29 protein-coding genes are annotated in these 23,796 nt (G+C 56.2%); 12 read left to right on the top strand and 17 right to left on the bottom strand.

Translation table 11 applies throughout. The annotated features are described in order from the left end of the window. Positions 1–13: 13 nt before the first annotated feature. Together AC2T28_RS14270 and AC2T28_RS14265 are read right to left on the bottom strand one after the other, a co-directional pair. Positions 14–526 (bottom strand): hypothetical protein, encoded by a 513-nt coding sequence (locus tag AC2T28_RS14270; RefSeq protein ID WP_486748807.1) that lies wholly within the window; start codon positions 524–526, stop codon positions 14–16. Then, positions 513–746, bottom strand: coding sequence for a hypothetical protein (locus AC2T28_RS14265; RefSeq protein WP_486748808.1), 234 nt, complete (start codon positions 744–746; stop codon positions 513–515). The genes AC2T28_RS14270 and AC2T28_RS14265 overlap by 14 nt, the downstream gene beginning before the upstream one ends. 182 nt (positions 747–928) lie before the next feature. Here AC2T28_RS14265 and AC2T28_RS14260 point away from each other — a divergent pair, with 182 nt between their 5' ends. The 5 genes from AC2T28_RS14260 (at position 929) to AC2T28_RS14240 (ending at position 4,614) form a co-directional block, all read left to right on the top strand. Next, complete coding sequence (locus AC2T28_RS14260; RefSeq protein WP_486748809.1) at positions 929–1,693, top strand: hypothetical protein; 765 nt, start codon at positions 929–931, stop codon at positions 1,691–1,693. 25 nt (positions 1,694–1,718) lie between these two features. Further along, on the top strand, positions 1,719–2,375 hold the full coding sequence (locus AC2T28_RS14255) for a DNA-3-methyladenine glycosylase I (RefSeq protein WP_486748810.1): 657 nt from the start codon (positions 1,719–1,721) through the stop codon (positions 2,373–2,375). Positions 2,376–2,454: 79 nt separating this feature from the next. Continuing rightward, positions 2,455–3,135, top strand: a complete 681-nt coding sequence (locus tag AC2T28_RS14250) for a hypothetical protein (RefSeq protein WP_486748811.1) — start codon at positions 2,455–2,457, stop codon at positions 3,133–3,135. 68 nt (positions 3,136–3,203) lie between these two features. Continuing rightward, on the top strand, positions 3,204–3,638 hold the full coding sequence (locus AC2T28_RS14245; RefSeq protein WP_486748812.1) for a DMT family transporter: 435 nt from the start codon (positions 3,204–3,206) through the stop codon (positions 3,636–3,638). 94 nt (positions 3,639–3,732) lie between these two features. Then, entirely contained in the window at positions 3,733–4,614 is an 882-nt protein-coding gene (locus AC2T28_RS14240; protein WP_486748813.1) for a cobaltochelatase CobT-related protein, read from the top strand. A gap of 85 nt (positions 4,615–4,699) precedes the next feature. On the opposite strand, the gene AC2T28_RS14235 is transcribed toward AC2T28_RS14240, so the two are convergent. The 3 genes from AC2T28_RS14235 to AC2T28_RS14225 form a co-directional block, all read right to left on the bottom strand. Further along, positions 4,700–5,137 (bottom strand): GNAT family N-acetyltransferase, encoded by a 438-nt coding sequence (locus AC2T28_RS14235; RefSeq protein ID WP_486748814.1) that lies wholly within the window; start codon positions 5,135–5,137, stop codon positions 4,700–4,702. 187 nt (positions 5,138–5,324) lie between these two features. After that, positions 5,325–6,563: an APC family permease gene (locus AC2T28_RS14230; protein WP_486748815.1), complete on the bottom strand. Its 1,239-nt coding sequence runs from the start codon at positions 6,561–6,563 to the stop codon at positions 5,325–5,327. Positions 6,564–6,698: 135 nt separating this feature from the next. After that, entirely contained in the window at positions 6,699–7,091 is a 393-nt protein-coding gene (locus AC2T28_RS14225) for a VOC family protein (protein ID WP_486748816.1), read from the bottom strand. Between the two features lie 177 nt (positions 7,092–7,268). Here AC2T28_RS14225 and AC2T28_RS14220 point away from each other — a divergent pair, with 177 nt between their 5' ends. Next, positions 7,269–7,985 carry a hypothetical protein gene (locus AC2T28_RS14220; RefSeq protein ID WP_486748817.1) on the top strand — a complete coding sequence of 239 codons (717 nt, stop codon included), beginning with the start codon at positions 7,269–7,271 and terminating at the stop codon, positions 7,983–7,985. A 116-nt stretch (positions 7,986–8,101) separates the two neighbouring features. Here the strand turns inward: AC2T28_RS14220 and AC2T28_RS14215 are convergent, their stop codons facing one another. The 3 genes from AC2T28_RS14215 to AC2T28_RS14205 are packed head-to-tail and all read right to left on the bottom strand — an operon-like array spanning position 8,102 to position 10,561. Continuing rightward, positions 8,102–8,566, bottom strand: coding sequence for a hypothetical protein (locus AC2T28_RS14215; protein ID WP_486748818.1), 465 nt, complete (start codon positions 8,564–8,566; stop codon positions 8,102–8,104). A 32-nt stretch (positions 8,567–8,598) separates the two neighbouring features. Then, positions 8,599–9,282, bottom strand: a complete 684-nt coding sequence (locus AC2T28_RS14210; RefSeq protein WP_486748819.1) for an ABC transporter ATP-binding protein — start codon at positions 9,280–9,282, stop codon at positions 8,599–8,601. Beyond that, complete coding sequence (locus tag AC2T28_RS14205; protein ID WP_486748820.1) at positions 9,275–10,561, bottom strand: ABC transporter permease; 1,287 nt, start codon at positions 10,559–10,561, stop codon at positions 9,275–9,277. The genes AC2T28_RS14210 and AC2T28_RS14205 overlap by 8 nt, the downstream gene beginning before the upstream one ends. Positions 10,562–10,726: 165 nt before the next feature. Between AC2T28_RS14205 and AC2T28_RS14200 the strand changes: the two genes are divergently transcribed. Continuing rightward, entirely contained in the window at positions 10,727–11,425 is a 699-nt protein-coding gene (locus AC2T28_RS14200) for a hypothetical protein (protein ID WP_486748821.1), read from the top strand. A gap of 34 nt (positions 11,426–11,459) precedes the next feature. On the opposite strand, the gene AC2T28_RS14195 is transcribed toward AC2T28_RS14200, so the two are convergent. Then, a complete protein-coding gene (locus AC2T28_RS14195; RefSeq protein WP_486748822.1) occupies positions 11,460–11,837 on the bottom strand; it encodes a MerR family DNA-binding protein in 378 nt (125 codons plus the stop codon). Between the two features lie 77 nt (positions 11,838–11,914). On the opposite strand from AC2T28_RS14195, the gene AC2T28_RS14190 reads away from it, so the two are divergent. Continuing rightward, positions 11,915–12,319 (top strand): hypothetical protein, encoded by a 405-nt coding sequence (locus tag AC2T28_RS14190; protein WP_486748823.1) that lies wholly within the window; start codon positions 11,915–11,917, stop codon positions 12,317–12,319. 62 nt (positions 12,320–12,381) lie between these two features. On the opposite strand, the gene AC2T28_RS14185 is transcribed toward AC2T28_RS14190, so the two are convergent. Then, positions 12,382–12,762 (bottom strand): nuclear transport factor 2 family protein, encoded by a 381-nt coding sequence (locus AC2T28_RS14185; RefSeq protein ID WP_486748824.1) that lies wholly within the window; start codon positions 12,760–12,762, stop codon positions 12,382–12,384. Between the two features lie 50 nt (positions 12,763–12,812). Between AC2T28_RS14185 and ftrA the strand changes: the two genes are divergently transcribed. Continuing rightward, complete coding sequence (gene ftrA / locus AC2T28_RS14180; protein ID WP_486748825.1) at positions 12,813–13,832, top strand: transcriptional regulator FtrA; 1,020 nt, start codon at positions 12,813–12,815, stop codon at positions 13,830–13,832. Between the two features lie 28 nt (positions 13,833–13,860). Here the strand turns inward: ftrA and AC2T28_RS14175 are convergent, their stop codons facing one another. Together AC2T28_RS14175 and proS are read right to left on the bottom strand one after the other, a co-directional pair. Continuing rightward, complete coding sequence (locus AC2T28_RS14175) at positions 13,861–14,853, bottom strand: TAXI family TRAP transporter solute-binding subunit (RefSeq protein ID WP_486748826.1); 993 nt, start codon at positions 14,851–14,853, stop codon at positions 13,861–13,863. Positions 14,854–15,023: 170 nt separating this feature from the next. Continuing rightward, a complete protein-coding gene (gene proS / locus AC2T28_RS14170) occupies positions 15,024–16,379 on the bottom strand; it encodes a proline--tRNA ligase (protein ID WP_486748827.1) in 1,356 nt (451 codons plus the stop codon). 684 nt (positions 16,380–17,063) lie between these two features. Here proS and AC2T28_RS14165 point away from each other — a divergent pair. The 3 genes from AC2T28_RS14165 to AC2T28_RS14155 are packed head-to-tail and all read left to right on the top strand — an operon-like array spanning position 17,064 to position 20,436. Next, on the top strand, positions 17,064–18,131 hold the full coding sequence (locus tag AC2T28_RS14165; protein ID WP_486748828.1) for an AI-2E family transporter: 1,068 nt from the start codon (positions 17,064–17,066) through the stop codon (positions 18,129–18,131). A gap of 1 nt (position 18,132) precedes the next feature. Continuing rightward, positions 18,133–18,840, top strand: coding sequence for a P-loop NTPase family protein (locus AC2T28_RS14160; RefSeq protein ID WP_486748829.1), 708 nt, complete (start codon positions 18,133–18,135; stop codon positions 18,838–18,840). A 51-nt stretch (positions 18,841–18,891) separates the two neighbouring features. Then, entirely contained in the window at positions 18,892–20,436 is a 1,545-nt protein-coding gene (locus AC2T28_RS14155) for a Ppx/GppA family phosphatase (RefSeq protein WP_486748830.1), read from the top strand. Here the strand turns inward: AC2T28_RS14155 and AC2T28_RS14150 are convergent, their stop codons facing one another. Genes AC2T28_RS14150 through AC2T28_RS14130 form a run of 5 tightly spaced genes read right to left on the bottom strand, consistent with a single transcriptional unit; the run spans position 20,437 to position 23,632 of the window. After that, entirely contained in the window at positions 20,437–20,796 is a 360-nt protein-coding gene (locus AC2T28_RS14150) for a hypothetical protein (RefSeq protein ID WP_486748831.1), read from the bottom strand. Positions 20,797–20,827: 31 nt separating this feature from the next. After that, positions 20,828–21,823, bottom strand: coding sequence for an endonuclease/exonuclease/phosphatase family protein (locus AC2T28_RS14145; protein ID WP_486748832.1), 996 nt, complete (start codon positions 21,821–21,823; stop codon positions 20,828–20,830). Further along, positions 21,804–22,502: a TerB family tellurite resistance protein gene (locus tag AC2T28_RS14140; protein WP_486748833.1), complete on the bottom strand. Its 699-nt coding sequence runs from the start codon at positions 22,500–22,502 to the stop codon at positions 21,804–21,806. The genes AC2T28_RS14145 and AC2T28_RS14140 overlap by 20 nt, the downstream gene beginning before the upstream one ends. 9 nt (positions 22,503–22,511) lie before the next feature. After that, positions 22,512–23,033, bottom strand: a complete 522-nt coding sequence (locus AC2T28_RS14135) for a GNAT family N-acetyltransferase (protein ID WP_486748834.1) — start codon at positions 23,031–23,033, stop codon at positions 22,512–22,514. After that, positions 23,030–23,632, bottom strand: a complete 603-nt coding sequence (locus AC2T28_RS14130; protein ID WP_486748835.1) for a VOC family protein — start codon at positions 23,630–23,632, stop codon at positions 23,030–23,032. Before AC2T28_RS14130 ends, AC2T28_RS14135 begins: the two co-directional genes overlap by 4 nt. Positions 23,633–23,796: the final 164 nt, after the last annotated feature.

Genomic DNA, 23,796 nt, shown 5'->3' with positions numbered 1-23,796 from the left:
ACCAGTTCGAACTCTACAACTTTCCAAACGCCACCCCGCGCCAGACCCAACCATATGTGGTCACCGCCTCTTGCAGCGGCGCCTTCATCTCTTTGCTGTCAAAGTGATAGTTGTAGATCTCACCGGGCCGCAGCTCCTCGGTGAACCCATAGGCGCGGCCGAATGAGACCTCTTTCTTTTGTCCGCGAAAGGCTGAGGCTGAAAACGACAGCTCCGGCACCCCGGCACGCCAGCTGATGGTGTAATCCTGATCCACCGCCCGCACCTCGCACTTGTCCACGTCCAGCCGCATCTTGATCTGCGCCGCCCGCTCCAATCCCGCCTTGGCAAACACCTCAACCCATTTGGTATCCACAATCTTCCACTCGGCTACAATGTCACAACTGCCATCTGTGCAGTCCGCCACACTAAACGGCGCCGTGTCGCGGTTCACCGCCAATATAGCCGCCCGCACATCCTCAGCAGAGGCCGCCGCCACCCCGTCGGCTGGCTTTTTTGTTCCGGTCAACCAATCAAACAAACCCATAAATCACCTCATACACAGAAACAGTGCCATCAAAGCAGGTTGCCGCCAAATTGGCAAAAGTGGGGTGTTGCGCACCCAGCGTACGCCCTGCTTGGGCTATCTTAACCCGGTGATGCCATAACCCTCCCGTCGCGACACCGGCCCGGTTTGGCATCCGGACCAATACCCAGGAGACCTCGGCCCCCTCAGACCACCACCAACCAGGTGCAGGGGGACCCATGGCGCATATGGCCAGCCGTCCCTGCAATGGGGCAACCGGCCCCGATCCTCCGCCCCAGGCGGTACCGCCCTCTTTACCTAAGGCCCAACACCAAAACACGATGACCTGACAACCCCGTGAGCCCGCTTGCCCCGCTGCCCCGCCTGTCCCTAGGCTGACACCAAGCAAACGCGGGGCCCTTTATGATGTTCATTGCCGACAACCAACTGCTGCTGATCCTGCTCTGCTTTGCGCTTGGCGGGCTGGGCACCCTGTTCCTGTTCCGCCATCCTGCAGGCCATCGCGCCTGGAAACTGGCAGATCTGGTCTGGGTGGTGCTGGGTGGCTTTGGTGCGCTGGTGGCGGTGATCACCGGTATCTATGCCGCTGACAGCTCGCGGCTGGAACGCCAGATCGACATCGCCTATGCCGCCACCGCCGCCTTTGACCGCGACGCCGCACGGTTCCGCCTGCGGTTCTGTGATCCGGCCTATGACGCCGACATCGCCGCCCTGTGCGACAAGATCGAATTCCTCTCTGCCTCCACCGCCAGCAACGCCGACCTACCGCTGTTTCTGGCCGTGACGGATGAGGTCGCACCACTGCGCAGCCTAGGATTTCTGCTGGGTCAGCGCAGTTCGATGGACGATATGAAAGAGATGAGCGCCAAGGCGGATGCCTTTGATCCCACTGCATTTCTGGTTTTCACCGCGCTGGATGACACCACCCAAACCGCCGTAGACAATATGCGCCGCAAAGTCCCCGCCATTGCTGGCGATTTCCTGATCCTAGCCCGCGCCTATGACGAGCTGATCATCCATGTCACCCAGCTAAAACGCGAATGGGAGGTACTGCAGGACAACGCGCCAATCCTGATCCTTCAGATCCTCGCCCTCTGCCTGCTCAGCTTTGCAGCACCCTTTCGTTTGGGCAAATCCCTGGTAGAGCTCTACCGGCCAGCCCGCTAAGCTGTTGCAAAATCAGGGGGCCTCCATGCGCACATTTGACGATATCTACGCCATTTCCGCCGACCGCCACGGCGGCGCCGACGCGCTTGAGGCCAAGCTGATCAAGCCCACCCCCAACATCACCGCCCTGTCCGAGGACCGCTGGCTGGCAGTGATGACCAAATGCATCTTTCAGGCTGGATTTAACTGGAAGGTGATCGAGGCCAAATGGGACGGATTTGAAACCGCATTCAACGGATTCGACGTCGGCCGCTGCGCTTTTATGGATGACGAGAAATTCGACGCCCTGCTGGGCGACACATCCATCGTCCGCAATGGCACCAAGATTGCAACAGTGCGCGATAACGCCGCATTCCTGCTGGAACTGCGCGATGAGGGCGGTGTGGGTCAGGTGCTGGGTGACTGGCCCTCGGACGATTACATCGGTCTACTGGAGATGCTCAAGAAACGCGGCAGCCGGTTGGGGGCAATGACCGGGCAATATGCCATGCGCTTTGCCGGGCGCGATGCCTTTATCCTGTCACGCGATGTCACCGCAAGGCTGATTTCCGAAGGGGTGATCGACAAACCCGCCACCACTAAAACCGCTATGCGCGCGGTTCAGGGCGCGTTTAACAGCTGGATGGATCAATCTGGCCGCGGCTTGACCGAAATCAGCCGGGTGCTGGCCTTTAGCTGCTGATGCGCCTGGTGGATATATTTTCACCATTGCCGCGCAGTATCGGTTGTCACACTCGGCCAAGCCCGGCTAACCTAGCCTTATGATCCTGCGCGCTTTTCTGATCCTGATATTCGTCGCCTCCTGTGGGCGCCCCCTGACCGAAAGCGAGCGGGCCTTTGCTGCCCAAATCCACGGCGACACCCTGAACATGGACCGCGTGCGCCTGGTGCGCGGCGCCCCGGTGGGATCGGTCACCTTTCGCCGTCAACCCCGCCCGCGCCTGGCCTGCCGTGAACGCATCCTGCCACCAGTCAAAGACGAAATCGTCACCGCCTCCCCCGCCGCCTTGGCGGTTTTCAACAAAATCTTTTTCACCAAAGAGTGGTACGCCGAGGATTTCACGCCGGACTACCCAGGGCAGCTCTATCTGGTCGAGGCCATGTTGCTCGCCCACGAGCTGACCCATGTCTGGCAATGGCAAAACCGCAAGACCACAGGGTACCACCCCCTGCGCGCCGCTGCCGAACATGGCAATCGTACTGACCCTTATTTGTTTGACCTGCAGTCGGACGCTGATTTTCTCAGTTTTGGCTACGAACAGCAGGGCTCAATTGTCGAGGAATATGTCTGTTGCCGCGCACTTGCCCCCAAAGCGCAACGCACCCGCCGCCTGCATGACATGATCGGTGCGGTGATGCCGGTGACAGATCTGCCGCAAAGCCGCGAAGATGATCTGTATCTGCCCTGGGACGGCCTCCAAGTGCGCGGGATCTGTGATTAGCGGCTGACACCACTTGCACATTTCCGCCCCCTGTCGCAGAAATCCACCACCAAAAGCCGGAGAGCACAATGACCCACTACGCCCTGATCATGCTTGCCGCAGGTGTCGGCATCCCGGTTCTAGCCGCACTTAACGCGGGGCTAGGGCAATACATCGGCTCGCCAATGGCCGCAGGCGTGGTGCTCTTTGCGGTTGCTTTCACTGCTGCACTCTTGACCTATTTCCTGCTTGGCCCGCATACCCTGATGCAGGTCACCAGCGCGCCCAAGCACCTGCTGCTGGCTGGGCTGCTGGTTGCATTCTACGTGCTGTCCATCACCCATGTTGCGCCACATTTCGGCGTCGGCAACGCGGTGTTCTTTGTGCTGCTTGGCCAATTGTTTAGCGCCGCCGCGATTGATCACTTTGGCCTGTTCGGAGCCCAGGTCAGCCCGCTGACCCTAACCCGTGCTGCAGGGGTATCAGTGATGGCGGTGGGGGTCTGGATTACCCAATTGGCCTAAAGTTCAACACCAACCAGTTCGGCATATTTGGCCCCAACGGCACCCAAGAAACCGTAGATTTAAACCCAAGCCCAATTTTCGCGGAGTACATTATATGAAATGGCCATGGAACACTCCGGACCCAGTCACGGACTACAAAATTTACACCACGGCAAATGACATCGAAATTTCCGGAGATGCCCTTGCTCGGTCTTTGCCGCCAGAAGATAGAAAAGTCTGGGACGAGCAAATTCGGAACTATGAAAATGCAGTGGGAGCGATCAGGACCCAAGCATCATTCGACGGCATGAAACTTGTAGACAGCGCCCTCCAAAACAACAGTTTTGTCCCATCCAAAACCGCCGTTTCAATTGTCGTTGATCACTCGGGGTCTCTCAAAGGCCAACGCGCAATCCTTGCCTGCCTGTTGGTTGAATTGCTGGCTGATTTTCTAGGGCGGCTTGGAGTTCGCTATGAAATTTTGGGGTTCACCACAGCTGAATGGCAGGGCGGGACATCCAGGCGACGGTGGTTGAACGCGGGCCGCCCCCGAAACCCGGGCCGTCTCAATGATATCTTGCATATTGAATACCGGGCAGCACAGGCCACATCCCCGGGTGCGCCCCATGCCATTTATAACCTGCTGAGACAGGATGTTTTGAAAGAGAACATCGACGGAGAGGCTCTATTCTGGGCATCCGAGCGTCTTAAACATCTTGATGCTGATAGGAACCTAATTCTGATGCTTTCGGATGGGGTACCGGTTGATGATTCAACGCTCAATGAAAACGGGCCACGCTACCTGTGGAACCACCTCGAATCCGTCATTCAAGATGTGCAGAACACGCCGGGGTTTTCTGTCGCCGGTATTGGCATCGATCACGACGTCAGCAACCTTTACCAAAACAGCCTGACTGTGAACCGTCTGGATCGACTGCACTCAGATGTACTGCCTTTTGCAAAAGATCAGATCACACAAATGCTATCAATCACATGAGAGCTAAGCCTTTGTGTGTTGCTCAAACCTATCCGCAAACAGCGCCATGCAATGGGTGCTGTCAAACTGGCCGTCGATGAAAATATCATCCTTCATCGTGCCCTCCAGCTGGAAACCCATTTTTTCGTACAGCCCAATCGCCACTGTGTTCGTGGCATGAACCAGCAGTTCTATTCTGATCATCTCTTGCCGGAACGGCCTCTTGGATCACAGTGTGCAACAGCCTGCGCCCGACCCCCTTTGAGCGATAGTCCGGCAGCAGCCCCATCCCCAAAACTCCAACGTGGCGACTGATCGGTCTTTCCTTGCGGATGATATCACTCCACCCCACCACACGGCTTCCATCCATGGCCACAAAATGCGGCTTGTTCTCGACAATGTTGTTTTCAACAAACGCACGAACACAATCCAGCGAAGGTGCCTCGGTAGTAGCGAGGTATTTTCGCTCTTTCGCAACCACGTCAACACAGGCATGAAACCCTTCGATGTGGGACTTGGTGATGGGCGAAATTTCAATGTTCATAAGAAATACCAAAATAAAATCGAGCTTGGGTCAGGCCAGAAAGCACCTGCATCCAGAATTCCCCAATCCTGTCACGCAGTGCCTGTACTGTCTACGCTTCAGTGCCGATCTCGATATCTAGCCTTTACCCTCGGAATATCGGCGCATCCCGGCGGGTAATATGCCGCCCTCAGGGCAATCGCCACAGCTAACGCGTTGCCAGTAAAACAAGGCTAAAGATCACTCCACAATACGGTACCAAAACAGGCACTGTGAAATGATCACCCGCGACGTCAGATCGCCGCTTCAGCATGATCAGTGCCAGGTTCACGCAGACAAATACCCCCAGCACAATCTGCGATGTCCATTCTGCCAGCCGCTCGATTGGAAAAAACAACGCAAGGCTCAGGATGCAGACGGTCACAAATCCGGTTGCCACACTGGGGGTGCGGGTTTTGGCGGTCAGATGGGCAAATGCAGCTGGGAACTGCCCACGGTCCGCCATCCCATAAAGCACCCGTGACGACATGATCATCTGGATCAACACACCATTAACGGTGGCAACAATGGCAACGGCTGCAAAGCCCACCTGTATCATCTTGGGTGCATTGGCAAAAACCAGTGTCAGCGGCGCGGATGATCCCGCCAGCACGTCAGTCGGGACTGCAACCAGAACTGCGATACAGGTCGCTACATACAGCGCTGTGGCCACCACCAGCGTGATCAGGATCGCCCGCGGAATAACCCGGCGTGGTTCCTCAACCTCCTCGGCGACATTCACCATGTCCTCGAATCCGATGAAGGCAAAGAAGGCCAACAGCGAGGCCCCGATGACGCCGCCCCAGTTGCCAGTCTCAAGGCTCGGCAGCAGCTCCGCCGCCGTAGCTCCCTGTTTCTCAGCCACGCCAAGCCCCCAGACGATGACAAACACAAGACCCAGAATTTCAATTACTGTAACCACCGCCGCAGCCGTCACAGACTGGGTGATCCCCCACCAAGCCAGCAAGCCCATGGCTGTCACAATGGCAACAATCAGCGTAGGGGACGGCAGCCCCGTCAATCCCCCCAGATAACCCGACGCCCCAACCGAGATCGCAGCCGCCGAAACCATACCCGAACAGGCCACCAACACCCCCACCAGCGTCGCAATCTCAGGCCGTTTGAACCCCGCCTCGACATAAGCCGCCTCGCCTGCGCTGACCGGAAACCGTGTCGCCAGCTCGGCATAGGAAAAGGCGGTAAAACTGACCACAAAGGCCGACAATAAAAAGGCCACCCAGGCCAGCGGCCCGGCCTGTGCCACCGTCGCGCCGATCAGCACATAGATGCCAGCCCCCACGGTGACGCCCAATCCGTACAGGGTCAGCAAAGGCAGTGTCAGCGCCCGTTTCAGCGTCGGTGCCGCCTGCACCTGATTATCAGCGGCAATGATACGGTCAGAACTCATGGCAAAGCCTCTATCGACATCTCTCTTGCCGACATCGTAGCGCAATTCGCACCCTGGAAAATTGAGCTATGACAATAGACACGGTTCAATTGAGGGGGAGGACAACCCAAACCAGCTGAACCCAAATCCGCACATTCAATCGCTGGTGTCGCCCTCTAAGCTCACCGAAACATTTAGCTTGTTGCCATCCAGATCCCGCACATAGGCACCGTAGTAGTCGGGGTGATATGCCCGTGGCCCAGGCGCGCCCTCATCCGTACCACCACAGTCGAGCGCTGCCGCATGAAAGGCCCGGACTGAGGCCGCATCCGGCGCATAAAACATCACTTGCGTGCCATTGCCACATGTCGCGGGTTCACCATCAAAGGGCAGCAAAACAAACAGGCTGATCCGCCCATCCGCCCCCGCATAGCCCCGCTCGCGCGGCTCAGACAACACGCAGCGCATGCCGATTGTGGCCAGAACCGCGTCATAGAACACTTGTGCCGCCTCGATGTCATTGGTGCCGATGCAAACGCCAGACAGCATGATGTCCCTTTCTTTTTCACTTTAACCAGTAACGGCTATTCAATCCGTCACAACAAGTCATCCCGCAAGTGTACTTGGGATCATCTCCAGTCCACCGATTACCTGATCACCTCGACAGAGTATTGAGATTGGTGCAATAACCAAGTCATCATACAACCCACGGGATAACATATTTAGATGAGCCAGCCACTTACCGAAAGCGAAAGGGAGCTATCCCTAGCCATCATTCCCTGGCTCGCACATGAAATGATCTCGCGGCTTGGTCACGATACGCCCTCTCCTGATCTGTTATGTGATCAAGCCCAGACCAATTTTGAAATGGGGTGTGATGCGCTTGAAACTGTGGGGATTCTCACGCCCGAGGACGACTATTGGCGGGTGGTGAAAAGGTCTTTCGACGGTCTGGAGTTGCCTGTTAATTTTGGCCGCAAGGGGCTGGACCTCTTTCTGGATGCCGTAGCTTGCCATGCTTCTTATGTCGAAGACCTGTATCGACATAGCGATATCATTAGCCCCAGCACCCCAGCTTTGAAACAGGTCTGCGACGCGATGGTGCGGTGCGACTATATGAGCCCCCTAACCAAAAACACCTATCAGTGGACGGATGATATGGGCCCGTGGCTTGTGCGGCATAGTGCGTGGCATCTGACCGACTTCGAAGTTGCACCAGACGCCGAGATAGACGCAGCGCTGGACAAAATTCCCCCAGAACTAAGAGAACGCTTATCTGGGGAGACCTTTCAACCCGAATTTGTACGTTTCTTGTTTGCGCGTTGGACTGGTGATGGATGGTCGGACCAAGTCGAGTGGTGCAACATACCACATGACGATTGGGACCTACCGCTTGCCGCAGGCCTCTACATGCGCCTGCATGGAGGGGACGAAACACCCTAGCTGGGTGACCTGCTGCATTGGTTCATTGGTGGCGAACGTCAGTTTATCTCCACCCCATTGTCCTTGCTTCAACATTCGATCCTGACGCATTGCGTAATCTAAACAAAAAGGCCCGCTTAGGCTGCCCCCTGCTTGATCTTCAGCTCTGGCGGCTGGCTCGTAACAACATCTATTGAATGGTCTAATGTATTGATCTGATAATGAACCAACGGGCCGGGATACGCGGCGCTTGCCCATGTCGACCGCCGCACAAAATCCAAAAAGTGGGACTTACTGTAAATGCGTATCCGATTGCCAACAAACACTTCGTCGTCGTTGTTTTGAACAAAGGTCTCAGCCGTGACTGCATAGGCAACATAATTTGCAAACCCAAAGATTGCGATGTCACTTTCGGGTGTCGCCTCGATCGCTTTGACATCCTCGATTGGCCCGACGTTAAAAGTCTTATCGCCCACCCCAGCAGTCGTAACACTAATTTCCACATACTGGCCTACCACTTTATCAATCTGCTCGGTCAACAGATATTGGCAGGTCTCAAATGGCTGTATTCTCGGATCCGAAACATCCGTAAATTCTTTCATTGAAAATACTTATCCGCAAATGGCGGGTGATCTCAAACCGTCACCAACACCCCATTTTCCAGCTTCACCATCCGGTCCATCCGGGCCGCCAACTCCAGATTATGTGTAGCAATCAACGCTGACATACCATTGCCTGCCACCAGCTCCATCAGCGCGCCAAACACCTGGTCCGATGTTCCCGGGTCCAGGTTGCCGGTCGGCTCATCTGCCAACAACACCTTGGGGCTGTTCGCCATCGCCCGACAGAACGCGACACGTTGCTGCTCGCCCCCTGACAACGCCGCGGGACGATGCCCGGCACGGGCCTCCAGACCAACCCGAGTGAGCAGGTCCATCGCCCGTGCCATCGCTGCCCTCTCGCCAATCCCATTGGCCAGCTGCGGCAATATGATGTTTTCGGCAGCGGTAAATTCCGGCAGCAAGTGGTGGAACTGGTAGATAAACCCCACATCCCGGCGGCGGGTCACGGTGCGGCGGCGGTCGCTTTTGCCGGTCAGCTCAGCTCCACCCAGCTGCACTGTGCCCTCGTTTGGGGTATCCAGCAGCCCGGCGATATGCAGCAGGGTGGATTTGCCCGCCCCCGAGGGCGCCACTAGTGCCACCACCTCGCCTGCTTTCAGTTGCAGTTCAGCGCCACGCAGCACATCCACCTGCCCCGGCTTACCCCGGTTATAGGATTTCACAATCCCGTTCAGTTCCAGCATCATCTTACTCATAGCGCAGCGCCTCAACCGGGTTCATCCGGGCCGCACGGCGCGCCGGGAAATAGGTGATAAACCAGCTCAGCCCCATGCTCATCAGGGCCGAGGCGACGACGTCGCCGGTGGTCACAACCGCCGAGGGGAAGAAGAAGCCGTTGGCCTCCAGATCGCGCACACCGCTGCCGGTGACCCAATCGACAAAGCCATAGACACTGTCGATATTGGCGGCAAAGACCACGCCCAGGATCACGCCAAACAGCGTGCCCATGGTGCCAACCGAAGCCCCGCACAGGAAAAACACCCGCAACACCGATCCCTGGCTTAGCCCCATGGTACGCAGGATGCCAATATCGCGGCCCTTGTTTTTCACCAGCATGATCAAGCCCGACACGATGTTCAGCGCCGCAATCAACACCAGGATCGACAGCACGATAAAGATCGCATTGTCCTGCATTTTCAGCGCCTGGATCATGCCGCCCGCGCGGTCTTCCCAAGTGCTGACATAGGCGCGCTCATTGCTGTTGCGCAGCAAGGGCAGCACCATCTGTCGCACCTCTTGCGGGCGATCCAGCCGCAGATCCACCTGATCCACCGCGCCCTCGCGGTTAAAGAAACTCTGTGCCTCAGCCAGTGGCAGGTAAAGGCGGCTTTGGTCTACAAAACCTTGGCCGGAGGAAAAGATATAGACCACCTCATAGGCTTTGACCCGGGGTGAGGTCCCCATGGCAGTTTTGACGCCATTGGGCGAGATCAGCTTGATCTTGTCCCCCACCGTCACCCCCAGTTGACGCGCCATCATCGCACCGATGGCGGCACCTTTCTCAAAGTCAGCCAGATCACCGATGGCCTCGTCCGAGACGGCAATTTTGGGGTAGTTCTGCAGGTCCTCTGCTCCGATGCCAAAAACATCCACCGGCACATTACGGCCACGATAACTGCCCATCACTTGTCCGCGGATCAGCGGCGAGGCCAGCGTCACACCGGGCATTTCGCTCAGCCGCTGTACCAACTCGTCATAGTCGCGGATCAGATGATCCACCGGAATTTCAGCCGTAAAATCGCGACGATAGTGGATTTCCGCATGGGCATTGGCCCCCAGCATGGTCTGCACAATGTCCGACCGCAGCCCTTCGCGCACCGCCAATGTGGCCACCAGCGCAAAAACGGCCAGAGTGATGCCGATCAGGCTGATCCAGGTCATCACCGACACACCGCCATCGGCGCGGCGGGCGCGTAAATAGCGCCAGGCAATCATCCATTCGAAACGTGCAAAGGGTGGTGGTGTGCTGGCCATTTTGGCTCCTGCCCGAAAATTTTCCGCCAAAATGAGGGGTTGCAACGGTGGGGTCAAGGCAAGGCGTTGCAATCAGGCGGATTTCCTCCCTCTGTCAGTGACGTAGACAAGCCAGATCACCCGCGCTAGGTCTCAGCAACACAAATTTGAGCGCGAATGCCATAAATGAAATTGTTTCGTCACATCCTGATCTTAGGGGCCAGCCTGCTTGTCCTCCCTAAGATTTCCTTTGCGGAACCTCGCTTCACTGTCGACGTGAAAATTTCATCGAGTAGTCAGATTGTTATCTGCTCAGATGAAATCGATCCCTTTGCCACTGGGCTATTTGACGAAATTCTAAAACGCCATCACAGAACATTCATAAGCCAAATCAATCAAACACCAAAAGAAACAGACAAAGGAACTGCTTTTACCATATTTAGACCCCAGCTCTATAGCCATACATTTGAACAGGATCGGCCGACGGTATTTTTTATGACCGAAGATCAGGCTTTTGCTGGTGGCTGCACTCCTCTTCCCCAAGATCTGTCAGTAGATCTCGTCAGGGTCATTTCTGAGCAACAAAAAATTGAGCAGGACTTGTCGATGTTGGTAGCCGACTATCGGCAAGTCGTTGCAAACAGCATCTGCCAACCAAGGTTTGATCCTGAAAGTGAAACGGGGAATTTTCAGGTCATTGTGTACAGAGCATCAATGGGACAGGACATTTCACTCAAGTCCTGTCTTGATACCTTCCTTTTGAACCTTGAATTTCATGAGCCAACATTCTGGGAAGAATTCGATCCCTTTGATGCTAAATCGTATAAACGGCTACCAGGTTACTTGCAGGAGCAGACAGTGACTGTCCCTCCGGTGGGCGATTGATTTTTCCCAGCTCAGCTCTTGCAGATTGGGACGTTTAGGCCGCCGAACTGTCTTGCGCGGTAAACCCCCAACCCAATGGACAGGCCTGGGTCAAACGGTCGGCCACCATATTGCGCAGGTCCTGCATAGCAGCGATGCGAGCGTCAATCTCATCCAGCTTGCCCTGCAACATCTCGGCCACCTGTTCGCCGCTCATCGCGCCCTGCATATCCCGCATCAGCGCGCCAATCTCGGCCAGTGAAAACCCCATGCTCTGCCCCTGACGGATCAGGTTCACCACATCCTCGGTGCCCTCGGGAAAGTCTCGATAGCCATTGGGCCAGCGGTCAGCCCGGATCAGCCCCTGTTTTTCATACATGCGCAGCGTGTCACAGCTTACCTTGCAGCGTTTTGCCAAATCTCCAATCCGCATGACATTTCTCCTTGACCCTGGACTTAAGTCCAAGGTTTACAAGCATCCGCATTCGCAGATCAACAAGGAAGTGACGAATGCTCTCCCAATCCCAATTTCACCGCCTGTATCGAATTTCAGCCTGGTATGACCTGCTGATCACCTGGCCCTATGCTACGCCACTGACGCTGGCGATGATGTGGCAGATGATGGGGAGCGCCCATGCCATTTCAGGTCTTAGCCCCCTGCCCGATCTCAGCCCCTATGCCATTGTGTTTGGCAACTTCTTTGGCACTATCGTCATTCTGTGGTCGGTGCTGCGATTGAAACTGAATGATCCACAATTGGCCCGCTGGGACGCGGTGGGCCGTTGGCTGTTTTCGGCCTGGATGGTCAACGCTCTGCTGAACGGTGCCAGCCCGCTGGTCGGCATCTTCTTAGCGCTAGAGCTCACCTTTGCCGTGCTGCAATCGCTGCCGATCCGGCGTGTGTCAGTGGCGTAAACTTCCCCCCAAAAGCTGGCCCGGACAGTTCTGCCTATCCGGGCCTAGATCGTAAATTATCCTCACCCAATAGTGCGTTCCAAAAACCAGATCTTGGACACAATTTTCCAGCCGTCCGAACCTTTTACAAGGCCAAGATGGTCCTGATAGATCTTCTCACGGGCGCGGATGCGGATTTTGACCGTGGCGCATTTCGGCGACAGCCAGTCCACCAACAGGATCTCACTTTCCGGCGATTGACCCAAATTCGACGGAGAGTTTGGCTCGTTCAATCCTACGTCCCGAATAAACAGAGCAATCGGCTCGGCAAAAATCTCACCACTCTCTGCATCAAACAGGCTCGACTTTTCGTGAAACACCGCGTTCAGCCGGTCCGGGTCACAGTAGTACAGCCCGTCAAAATAGGTCTGTACGGCGGCAAAGAGATCTGGGTCTTGAACCATGTTTGGTATCCTTCTAATGATATGACGTAATTCGACGATACGGTGAAATAATGCCACATCAGATCATGCCAAACCCCGTGCAAAAAGCGCCAATCTCAGACCGGACCTCTCTTACGCCCCCCCGTGTTGTGGCGCTGATCTATGATGGGTTATGTACATTTGAATACGGCATTGTCGCCGAGGTGTTTGGTCTGAGCCGTCCCGAGTTGACTGGTGAGCTATTTCAGTTTTCATCCGTACAAACCGAGGGCAAACACAGCGCAGCGGCGGGTGGATTGATCGTTCAGGCCACCGGAGGCCAGCAGGATCTGGCTCAGGCAGACATTGTTGTGGTGCCGGGATGGCGTGGCAAGGATGCGCCTGTTCCGGTAGAGACATGTAAGTTGATCCAACAGGCCCATGCCCGTGGTGCAACGCTGTTTTCAATATGCTCAGGCATCTATGTGCTGGCAGCGGCAGGCGTGCTGAATGGGCACAGCGCCACCACTCACTGGCGCTATATTGATGATTTTGCGCGGAAATACCCCGATGTCACCCTACGCCCCAACGAGCTATACGTAGACGAAGGCAACATCATCACATCAGCTGGAAGCTCAGCCGGGATTGACGCTTCGGTGCATATTGTACGCAACCATTACGGGGCCGAGATTGCCAATTCAGTGGCCCGACGTTTGGTGATGCACGGGCACCGCCACGGCGGACAGGCGCAATTCATAGAACAACCTGTCGCCAAATCTGGAGCTCCGCACCGCCTGTCTGACATGATGGATCAGGTCCGCAATACTCTGGCGGACCCGCACCGCATTTCCAGCATGGCGCAGTTGGCGGGCATGTCACCGCGCACCTTTCAACGCCAGTTTCAGAACCATGTGGGCCTGCCCGCCATGCAATGGCTCGCACGTGAACGCGTGACACGGGCCTCTCAGTTACTGGAAACCACAACCCAGTCCGTTGACGTGATCAGTCAGACCGTGGGTTTCGACAGCGCCGACAGGCTACGCTATCACTTTCGCAGTTTTTTGGATGTGTCTCCGGCGGATTACAGGAAGAGTTTTCACCGGACGGGATAAGACCCTTCCCCGCAGCTCCGGCGGCGGGTTAGTTGAGCCAGCCTCTCTCGCGGTAGTACCTGATCGCGCCGGGATGTAGCGGTGCGACTAGGCCATCGCGGATCATTCTCGAAGGCTGCAGATCATACCAAACTGGGTTCTGATTGCGCATTTCATCTACGTTCTGGAATGTCGCTTTGACAAATTCATAGACAACCTGTTCAGGCACATCTGCGCTGGACAAAACCGTGGCATTATAACCAAAAGACTCAGTTGATGCTCCCACGCCATCGTAGATGCCACCGGGAATGGTTGTATGGCTCAGTTCTCTGGCGCCTTTTACCAGCTTGTCAACGCGTTTCCCACTCATGCTCACCAACGTAACACTACAGCCTTTGGAGATCTTCTGAACCAAACCGGACGGGCTGGCACCGATGAGGACCAAGGCGTCAATCTGCCCCCCACACAGAGCCTTACCCCAGTGCCCAGATTTGACCGATCTGCCGGTGGGGAATTCAGCCTTGGGAACGTTGTGCATTTTTAGAAGTGTTTCGAACAAACTGCGGCTCACCCACCCCGGTTCAATCCGCTTGCCTGCCCAACTCCCAGGGCTTGTTACCCCTGCATCTTGTCTGGCGACGACAATGACCGGCTCGCCGTAAAGTGCAAACACCGACCTGAGGTTTTTGTCCGGTCCCACTGCAGCAAACTCAGCAGCACCGTTCAATGCATCCTTAGCCCAATCTGATCTGGCGACTATGAAATCGAACTTCCCCTGTCTGATTTTAGGGAAGTTTTCTTGAGCACCCATCGTGTTTTTTGCTTTGCAGTTGATATCTGATGGCGCGCTGTTGACGAAGCCACACAGGGCTTCACCTGCCCGGTAGTAGACACCGGCCTTACCGCCGGTCCCAATGACGATCCTTGAATCCTTTGCCTCTGCGGTGATCGCCGCACAGCTCAACCCCAAGGTCAGACCAACAGATGCGATTCTAAGTAACTTTGTCGGGAGATTCCCGCTAAGCGCTTTCTTCAAAAACATATTCAAATCCTATTATTTCAAACACCTATCTATGCATCCCTCCGATGAAATCAATCCAAACGGAAAGATCCAATTCCGCAGTGTCTGTCGACAATGGGCGTTGCACCACGCGAATAAAAGAGGGCAGATCTTGCGATCTACCCTTCTCTCAATTCAGATTATCCCAAGCCTTAAAACCCGCGGCTGGTCATGTGCGGCGCGTAGATCTCGACGACTTTCTTCACGGCCTCTTCCGGGCTTAGCTCAACGCTTTCGCCAGTGCGGCGCGAGGTGAGTTCGACCACACCATTTTTCAGGCCACGTGGGCCAACGGTGATGCGCCATGGCAGACCGATCAGATCCATGGTGGCAAACTTGCCGCCCGCGCGTTCTTTGCGGTCGTCATACAGGGGTTCCAGACCCGCGGCGGTCATTGCTGCATAGATCTGGTTACAGGCCGCATCGGCCTCGTCGTCGCCCTGTTTCAGGTTGACGATACCACAGTGGAATGGGGTGACGCCTTCGGGCCAGATAATACCCTTGTCGTCGTGGCTGGCCTCGATGATCGCACCCAGCAGACGCGACACGCCGATCCCGTGTGAGCCCATGTGGACCGGAGTTGGTCTGCCATCCGGCCCCTGCACTGTGGCGCCCATAGATTCGGAATACTTGGTACCGAAATAGAAGATCTGGCCAACCTCGATACCCCGCGCAGTGCGGCGGCGCTCTTCTGGAACCTCGTTGAACAACGCCTCATCATGGGTTTCGTCTGTGCGGGCGTATTTGGTTGTGAACTCTTCCAGCACCCCATGACACTGCTCGACACTGTCATAGTCGATGTCACGGTCACCAAAGCTCAGATCGGTGACGTCGCTGTCATAGAAGACCTCGGATTCACCGGTATCGGCCAGCACCAGGAATTCGTGGGTGTAGTCGCCGCCAATTGGGCCACCGTCAGCGCGCATCGGTATCGCCTGCAAACCCATACGTTCGTAGGACCGCAGGTAGCTGACTAGGTGACGGTTATAGGCGTGCAGCGCGTCCTCTTTGGTGAGGTCGAAATTATAGCCATCTTTCATGTAGAATTCACGGCCACGCATCACGCCGAAACGCGGACGGACCTCGTCGCGGAATTTCCACTGGATGTGGTACAGCGTCAGCGGCAGGTCTTTGTAGCTGTTGACGTGGCCACGGAAGATATCGGTGATCAGCTCTTCGTTGGTGGGACCATAGAGCATATCACGGCCATGGCGGTCACTGATACGCAGCATTTCCTTGCCATAGTCATCATACCGGCCGGACTCTTTCCACAGGTCAGCCGACTGAATAGTTGGCATCAGCATTGGCACGTGACCGGCGCGCATCTGTTCGTCATGCACGATGGTTTCGATCTTTTTCAGAACCTTGAAGCCCAGCGGCAACCAGGAATAAATCCCAGCCGAGGATTGCTTGATCATCCCGGCGCGCAGCATCAGCCGGTGGCTGACAATCTGGGCCTCGGATGGGGTCTCTTTCAGAACAGGCAGAAAATAGCGGGACAGGCGCATGACGGTCTCAATCTCAGATAGGGTTCCGAAACCCTCTAAGCCATAGCTGCGTCACAGGCAATCAAGCATTACCCTTACCCCATTTAAATGGCACAACTCGGTGAATTAGCGGCGAAGACATCTGGCATAAGCTGAATCGGCATCATTACGGCGGAAGCATTAGCGCAACCAAGAAACGCCTTTCCGTTTATCGGTTGCGTCTGCTGGTTGATGGGATTGGACCGCCATTGTATATCATGTTCTGTCAGTGAATTCCCAACCTCATTGTTAGTGAAAGCGATCAGTTTTTGGCGGAAAAATTCAACCATTATGAGGAAGCTCGGGAACTTGCTCGAATACTTGCAGGAACCGAACTTCAAAACTTCGGTTCAGAACTGATTTCCGCCATGGAGAACGGAGCAACTGGAACCGAGACCTTCTTCTCGATGAGGTCAGTTGTGCAAGCCTTACTCAGGGAACCTGAATGTAAAGGACACACTAAAAGGAAAGCTAATATACTTCTGAAAATGATAGAAATCGCGATTTCCTAGATTTCCGCCTTTTCGCACGGCTGCCACCAACTAATCTGCGTAAGATTGGTTGATTATTCTTCTGGAATCCGGCAACACGACAAGGGTGCATGCGGCTGTTGCATCAACAAAAACTGGTTTTAAACAAATAGTTCGCTCAAGATGAGGCTGCATCATGGCATTACCGGCAAAAAAGCAGATGAGTTACTGGGGCATTGCGGCCCTTGTCTTTGCAGTTGTGCTGTGGGCGCTGGGTGATGTGTTGCTGCCTTTTGTATTGGGCGGCGCGGTGGCCTATCTGATTGATCCCATTGCCGACCGGCTTGAGCGGTTGGGGCTAAGCCGCGCGGGAGCCACGGCGGTGATCACGGTGGGGTCGGTGGTGGTATTTCTGGTGCTGCTGTTGGTGGTGGTGCCAACGCTGATCTTTCAATTGATCGAACTGGTGCAGGTGCTGCCTGAGTTGTTCCGGGATGCCCGCGCCTTTGCTTTTGAGAAGTTCCCGTCACTGTTTGACGAGAAAAGCCAGATGCACCAGACTATTACCACCCTGTTCGACTCGCTCAAGAGCCATTGGGTTGGGGTGCTGGAAACCGTGCTTGGCTCGGCCGTGTCGCTTCTCAACGTGGTGATCTTGATCGTTATTGTGCCGGTGGTGTCGATATACCTGCTGTTAGACTGGGACCGGATGACCGCACGTATTGGCGAGCTGCTGCCCCGCGATCACGCAAAAACCATCAGCCGGTTGGCGGGTGAGATCGACGCGGTGCTGGCCTCGTTTATTCGCGGCATGGGCACGGTCTGTTTGATCCTGGGCACTTATTACGCTGTCTCCTTGATGCTGGTGGGGCTGAACTTTGGCCTGGCCGTTGGTTTCATTGCGGGCCTGGTCACATTCATCCCCTATCTGGGCGCGCTGATTGGCGGCGCACTGGCCATCGGGTTGGCGCTGTTTCAGTTCTGGGGGGATTGGTATTCCATTGGCGCGGTTGCGGTCATCTTTGCCATTGGTCAGGTGATCGAAGGCAACGTGCTGACGCCCAAACTGGTGGGCAATTCGGTTGGTTTGCACCCGGTTTGGCTGCTGTTGGCGCTGTCTGTTTTTGGGTCCCTATTCGGGTTTGTCGGCATGTTGGTAGCAGTTCCCATGGCCGCAGCCCTAGGTGTGGTTGCACGTTTCTTTACCGAGCAGTATCTGGAAAGCCGACTATACCAAGGCCAAGACCACCAGGACGCCGAGTAACATGCCCAAACAGCTAAGCTTTGATCTCCCCGCTAAACCGGCGCTGGGACGGGATGATTTCTTTGTTGCCCCCTCAAACGCTATGGCGGTGGCGATGCTCGACAGCAGCTTTACCTGGCCTAGCGGTAAGCTAGTGCTAAGCGGCCCGCGCGGCGCGGGCAAAACCCACCTGGTGCATGTTTGGGCCAGCCAGTCCGGTGCGCGCATTATTAATGCCAAGGACCTAACCGAGGACATGGTGCCAGAGCTAGCGCAAGGCTCAATAGCCGTCGAAGACGTCCCCGAGATTGCCCGCCGCCCTGATCAACAGAACGCCCTGTTTCACCTGCACAACATGGTGTTAGCCAATGGTCATGCGCTGATGCTGACCGGTGGAGCAGCCCCAAACCTCTGGGGCCTGTCCCTGCTCGACCTGCAAAGCCGGGTGCAGGCAGCGACCCATGTGGCGCTTGAGGCACCTGACGATGCGTTGCTCACCGTGGTGTTGGCAAAACTGTTCAATGATCGACAAATTATGCCCAAGCCAGATGTCATCCCCTATCTGGTGGCCCATATGGATCGCTCCTTCGAAGCCGCAGCGCAGATTGTTAAACAGATGGATGAAATCTCGTTGGCCGAGGGCCATACCCTGTCGCGGCCGCTGGCGATCCGACTGTTGTCACAAAATCAATATGAAATGAGCCTAGAAACGGATCCAAAGGATGATTGACCAGCGCCTGCTGATCTTACATCCTACCGCCAAGACGACCTGGGGAAGATCATGAACGTGAAACCGGATCCTGCTGCTGCCGAGTGGGGGCCCTTTGAGCGCCCGCTGTTTGAAGATCCCGGAGCCCGTGCGCTGTCGCGGGTTGGCGTGGTGGATGTCGGGTCAAACTCGGTCCGGATGGTGGTATTTGACGGCGCAGCCCGCAGCCCGGCCTATTTCTACAACGAAAAAATCATGTGTGCCCTGGGCGCTGGCCTGTCGGAAACCGGCAAGCTGCACCCCAAGGGACGCCTGCGCGCCTTGTCAGCACTGAAGCGGTTTCAACATCTGGCCAAGGGCATGGGGCTACCTCCGCTGAGTGTGGTGGCCACAGCTGCTGTGCGCGACGCCAGCGACGGGCCGGACTTCTGTGCCGAAGTTCTGAATGAAACCGGGCTAAAAATCTGGGTGATTGATGGCCGTGAAGAGGCGCGCCTTTCGGCGCAGGGTGTGTTGCTGGGATGGCCCGGCTCATATGGGTTGATCTGCGACATTGGTGGCTCTTCAATGGAGCTGGCTGAGCTGCAAGACGGCCGGGTTGGCAAACGTGTCACCTCGTCTCTCGGGCCGCTGAAACTGCGGGATATCCCTGGCGGACGTAAGGGCCGCAAAGCGCATATCAAAGAAGTCATCGCCCAGCTAAAGGATGAGATGGGCCCACAAAAGGACCGACTGTTCCTGGTCGGTGGTAGTTGGCGGGCCATTGCCCGTGTCGACATGGAGCGGCGTGGCTATCCACTGAAGGTGCTGCATGAATATCGGATGACCGCGCAAAGTGTGCGTGACACCATCAAATACATCGAGAGCAACGACATCGAAGAGATCCGCACCGCCTGCGGCCTGTCCACGGCTCGGATGTCACTGGTGCCCTATGCTGTTGATGTGCTGGCCCGGCTGGTACGAACCTTCAAACCCAAAGACATTGCGATCTCGAGCTATGGTATCCGCGAGGGCATGTTGTATGAGCAAATGCCGCAACGTCTGCGCAAACGGGATCCGCTGGTGGAATCCTGCCGCTTTGCCGAGGCCAAGGATGCCCGCATGCCTGGCTTTGGCAAAACGCTGTATCATTTTGTTTTGCCGCTGTTCAAATCTAACCCAGACGCCACCAAGCGCCTGCTCAAGGCCGCCTGCCTGCTGCATGATGTCAGCTGGCGCGCGCATCCCGACTACCGGGCCGAGGTCTGTTTTGACAACGCCACCCGCGCCAATCTGGGAGGGCTGAAGCATTCAGAGCGGGTGTTCCTGGGGTTGGCGCTGTTGCATCGTTACCGCAACAAGCGCCAAGGCACCGCCTTTGAAAACCTGTATGAATTGCTGGACGAAAACGGCAAAAAAGAAGCTGAGATTCTGGGCAAAGCGATGCGGTTTGGGGCCATGTTGATGGTGTCAAAAGATGGCGACATAGGCAGTCTGAAGTGGCAACCGCGCAAAAAGCACCTGCGCCTACGCCTGCCTGCATCCGTTGCCCCGCTTTACGGCGAGGTCGCCGAGGCGCGGTTCAAATCACTGGCGCGATCGCTCAAGGCGGAAACCACCGTTGAGTTCCGAGACTGATCAGAGGTCGGTGGTGCCACTCTCTTCGGGCTGCGCCTCAGTTTCATCTGCGGGTTTGCGGCGGATGATGATGTCACCGTTGGGCAGGATCTCGGGCATCTCGTAAACACTCCAATCCTCAACCTGGCTGGCGATATCGGCCAGCGCAGGCCCCATTTCAGCCAGGAACTCTTGCATGGCTGGCCCAACCAGCTCGGCCATGGCCTGAAAATCATCCAGTGCCGGCGCCATTTCCTCGCGCAGACCTTCAAAGAACAGCTCAAACCCCTGTTCCATCAGGCTGGGATCTTCGCCGGTGTCCTGAGCAATAGCGGGCATGGCGGTAAAAGTGACAAACGTGAGGGGCAATAACTGTTTCATGAGATCGATATAGGTCCTGTGGACTAGAAATTTAAGACAAATCAATATCCAGACACACTGGAAAATGGTCCGAGGCCGCCAGTAGTGCCTCGCGCAGTTCTATATTTTCGTAAATTTCTGCGTCTTCAAACGGGTGCCAGATCCGCCAATTTGGCGACAGGCCTGTCAGCCCGGGTGATATCATCACATAGTCCAACAAGGCGCGGAAATAACGTTTGGTCTGCGCGTTATAAAACCGCGACGTGCTGGGCATGGCCGTTGTCCGAGGCTGAAATGCTTGCCGCGCATTTGGATCCAGCAATTCGGTCCCCATTACAATCTCGACTGAAGAGCGGCCAAACAGACGTTCGTATTCATCCAGGCCCGGCCCATCGTTCAGATCACCCATCACGATGAGATCCTGGCCCTGCTGAAGGTGTTGCTCTATCCGTCGACGTAACCAGATCGCCTGCGCCAACTGCTTGCGCCGATTGGCAATCGACAGCCGGATCACCGCAGCGTCATTGCGGGCACCGTGTGGGGCCTTGGATTTAAGATGTGCACCAATCAGGCGAAGTTCACGCCCGGACTTGGTGGTCATGGCCAGCTCTAGTGGCGGTTTGGAGAACTTCACATGGTCCAGCTTGGCATCAATATCCAGGTCGATCTTGAACACGTCATCGAACTGCGGCGCATCGGTGGTTTGCAAGGGATCATGGCGCACGCTCAGTACGTCCGGATCGTACATCAGCGCGATTTCCTGCTGGGTGTCATTGGCAAAGCCCATCAACACAGTCCGCGCCCGCACGCCAGCCCGTTCGGCGAAATGTTCAAGCGCCTTAACTGTGCTTTGGGTGCGCCCTGAATTGGGGGCCTCGACCACCATGACTGCATCGGCATCCAGTGCCTGAAACACCTCGACCAGGGCATGGCCTTGGGTATAGCGGTCAATGCCATGCCGCCCCGAGGGTTCCTGATCCAGGATCAGGTGGTCCTGCTCGTCAAACAGGGACGCAAACCACTCTACATTATAGCTGACCAGCCGCATATTTTGCACATCCGTTGATCTGGTCCCAAGCCCGGTTGATATCGATCATCCGCTTTTCCGCCAGTCGTACCGCTTCTTCGGGAACACCACGCGCGATCATCGCGTCCGGGTGGGTTTCGCGCACCAGCTGGCGCCAGTGTTTGCGGATTTCATCGCGCGGCATATCGGGGCTTACACCCAAGATGGTAAAGGGATCCTGCGGCGCATCCGGCACAAAACGCGCGCGAAGAGCCCGGAACTGCGTTAATTCCAGTCCAAAAATCTGCGACACTTCGCGCAGGAACTCGTTTTCATTGGGGTGATAGAACCCATCCGCCATGGCGATGTGGAACAACCCTTCCATCAGGTCGCTTAGGGTGGTGGGATCATCGGCAAACATCGCCTGAATACGGCGGGCATATTCGCGAAAGCCCGCCACATCGGTGCGGGCCATGTTGAACACACGCGCAGCACCCGCCTCGTCATTCTGGGCAATCTGGAACACCTCGCGAAAGGCTGTGACCTCGTCTCGGGTGACATGCCCATCCGCCTTGGCCATCTTGGCCCCCAACGCAATCACCGCGATGGCAAAACCCACCGATTTCTCGGGTGAGCCCCGCAGGTGCTCAAAGACCTGCGACAGGCCTTCGCCTTTGGCAAGCGCGGCGAGCGCGTCGGATATGCGTGACCAGAGTGACATATGACGAGGTTAACCCTTTTTGTCCGAGCCGTCAGGCGCGACTTGCGACCTGGGCGACAGAAATTTCTGCATGAATATCGTATCTAACCACTGGCCGTTCTTAAATCCAACCTCAAGCAACCGACCGGTTTCACTGTAGCCCATGGCGGCATGAAACTTCAAACCAACAGGATTGGCGTTGCTGATGCCGGCCACCAGCACATGAATGCCGCCTGCGCACGCGGCCTCTTCGACGGCTGCCAACAGCGCGCGCCCTGCCCCAATTCCCTGCGCATCGGGTGCAAGATAAATCGAATGCTCGGCTGTATGCGCATAGCCGGGACCACCGCGAAAACTGCCGTAGAAGCCATAGCCCAAAATCAGGCCATCCTGCTCGGCCACAAAGACCGGGAGATCAGCTTGGATCACGTCCTCCCAATCGCTGAGCGGTTTTTCAACGGTGGTGAATGTGATCAGCGTGTTGCGGACATAGTGACCATGGATGCCCGCCACAGCTTGGGCGTCTGTTGCCAGCGCACGACGGATGATCACGTTAGAACCCGCCGCCCATGTGGGGTGGCGAAACGAGCCTCGAACCCAGCCTCGCCACTTTCATAGGCCACCCGATCATCCTGCAAGGATAACAGGGACTGCAATTCATCCGCCTTGGGATGCGACAGGGTCAAACGCTCCAAACGTACCCCCTGTTGGGTTAGTTTTGGGGCTGGGTGTGGGCAATGCCACTGGATCAGTGCAGGGAAAACATTGTCATAGGGCAAGATACCACCGGCTGGCACCGCCATATCCCAGCGCAAATCTCCACGGGTCAGGGCAACCGGGTGACCTGCCCCATCTGGCAAGCCCGTCAACTCGCCGACCATATCATCACAACGACAAATCCAGTTGCTGATCCGCGGCAAGCCAGAAAAGCGATCCAAATCAAACCAGCGCGGGCTGCGTTGCGGTTCTGCGTCAGGATCAATGGCAATGGCCTCTAGGTACAAACCGTCTGCCAACCCCAGAAGATAGTTGTGGGTGCCAAACATCGCGTGTTGTCCACCACCCTGCATCGGCACCCCCAGGGCCTGTTCTACATGGGCCGTCGCCGCCTCAAGGCTTTCGCCAGCCACTGCCAGATGATCCAGTTCCATCACGCGCTCCTCTGTTTGGGGCCACCTTATCCCCGCGTCCTTGGCGTACAAGAACAAACACAGTCAAAGCTATGAAACCCCTTGCAATTGCCCGAGAAAGCGGCGCTTGACACATCGACCTGCCGGTTTGATGGTTGGTCGAACACATCCCAACCGTGATCGGA

Source organism: Parasedimentitalea nitratireducens (genome assembly GCF_057444295.1).
The sequence above is the reverse complement of the archived record's forward strand: the minus strand, read 5'-3'. Positions and strand labels throughout refer to the sequence as shown.

Bases quoted from the DNA above. Each gene is read 5' to 3' on its own strand.
- AC2T28_RS14270 (WP_486748807.1), bottom strand. From the start codon at position 526: ATGGGTTTGTTTGATTGGTTGACCGGAACAAAAAAGCCAGCCGACGGG.
- AC2T28_RS14265 (WP_486748808.1), bottom strand. From the start codon at position 746: ATGGGTCCCCCTGCACCTGGTTGGTGGTGGTCTGAGGGGGCCGAGGTC.
- AC2T28_RS14260 (WP_486748809.1), top strand. From the start codon at position 929: ATGATGTTCATTGCCGACAACCAACTGCTGCTGATCCTGCTCTGCTTT.
- AC2T28_RS14255 (WP_486748810.1), top strand. From the start codon at position 1,719: ATGCGCACATTTGACGATATCTACGCCATTTCCGCCGACCGCCACGGC.
- AC2T28_RS14250 (WP_486748811.1), top strand. From the start codon at position 2,455: ATGATCCTGCGCGCTTTTCTGATCCTGATATTCGTCGCCTCCTGTGGG.
- AC2T28_RS14245 (WP_486748812.1), top strand. From the start codon at position 3,204: ATGACCCACTACGCCCTGATCATGCTTGCCGCAGGTGTCGGCATCCCG.
- AC2T28_RS14240 (WP_486748813.1), top strand. From the start codon at position 3,733: ATGAAATGGCCATGGAACACTCCGGACCCAGTCACGGACTACAAAATT.
- AC2T28_RS14235 (WP_486748814.1), bottom strand. From the start codon at position 5,137: ATGAACATTGAAATTTCGCCCATCACCAAGTCCCACATCGAAGGGTTT.
- AC2T28_RS14230 (WP_486748815.1), bottom strand. From the start codon at position 6,563: ATGAGTTCTGACCGTATCATTGCCGCTGATAATCAGGTGCAGGCGGCA.
- AC2T28_RS14225 (WP_486748816.1), bottom strand. From the start codon at position 7,091: ATGCTGTCTGGCGTTTGCATCGGCACCAATGACATCGAGGCGGCACAA.
- AC2T28_RS14220 (WP_486748817.1), top strand. From the start codon at position 7,269: ATGAGCCAGCCACTTACCGAAAGCGAAAGGGAGCTATCCCTAGCCATC.
- AC2T28_RS14215 (WP_486748818.1), bottom strand. From the start codon at position 8,566: ATGAAAGAATTTACGGATGTTTCGGATCCGAGAATACAGCCATTTGAG.
- AC2T28_RS14210 (WP_486748819.1), bottom strand. From the start codon at position 9,282: ATGAGTAAGATGATGCTGGAACTGAACGGGATTGTGAAATCCTATAAC.
- AC2T28_RS14205 (WP_486748820.1), bottom strand. From the start codon at position 10,561: ATGGCCAGCACACCACCACCCTTTGCACGTTTCGAATGGATGATTGCC.
- AC2T28_RS14200 (WP_486748821.1), top strand. From the start codon at position 10,727: ATGAAATTGTTTCGTCACATCCTGATCTTAGGGGCCAGCCTGCTTGTC.
- AC2T28_RS14195 (WP_486748822.1), bottom strand. From the start codon at position 11,837: ATGCGGATTGGAGATTTGGCAAAACGCTGCAAGGTAAGCTGTGACACG.
- AC2T28_RS14190 (WP_486748823.1), top strand. From the start codon at position 11,915: ATGCTCTCCCAATCCCAATTTCACCGCCTGTATCGAATTTCAGCCTGG.
- AC2T28_RS14185 (WP_486748824.1), bottom strand. From the start codon at position 12,762: ATGGTTCAAGACCCAGATCTCTTTGCCGCCGTACAGACCTATTTTGAC.
- ftrA (WP_486748825.1), top strand. From the start codon at position 12,813: ATGCCACATCAGATCATGCCAAACCCCGTGCAAAAAGCGCCAATCTCA.
- AC2T28_RS14175 (WP_486748826.1), bottom strand. From the start codon at position 14,853: ATGTTTTTGAAGAAAGCGCTTAGCGGGAATCTCCCGACAAAGTTACTT.
- proS (WP_486748827.1), bottom strand. From the start codon at position 16,379: ATGCGCCTGTCCCGCTATTTTCTGCCTGTTCTGAAAGAGACCCCATCC.
- AC2T28_RS14165 (WP_486748828.1), top strand. From the start codon at position 17,064: ATGGCATTACCGGCAAAAAAGCAGATGAGTTACTGGGGCATTGCGGCC.
- AC2T28_RS14160 (WP_486748829.1), top strand. From the start codon at position 18,133: ATGCCCAAACAGCTAAGCTTTGATCTCCCCGCTAAACCGGCGCTGGGA.
- AC2T28_RS14155 (WP_486748830.1), top strand. From the start codon at position 18,892: ATGAACGTGAAACCGGATCCTGCTGCTGCCGAGTGGGGGCCCTTTGAG.
- AC2T28_RS14150 (WP_486748831.1), bottom strand. From the start codon at position 20,796: ATGAAACAGTTATTGCCCCTCACGTTTGTCACTTTTACCGCCATGCCC.
- AC2T28_RS14145 (WP_486748832.1), bottom strand. From the start codon at position 21,823: ATGCGGCTGGTCAGCTATAATGTAGAGTGGTTTGCGTCCCTGTTTGAC.
- AC2T28_RS14140 (WP_486748833.1), bottom strand. From the start codon at position 22,502: ATGTCACTCTGGTCACGCATATCCGACGCGCTCGCCGCGCTTGCCAAA.
- AC2T28_RS14130 (WP_486748835.1), bottom strand. From the start codon at position 23,632: ATGGAACTGGATCATCTGGCAGTGGCTGGCGAAAGCCTTGAGGCGGCG.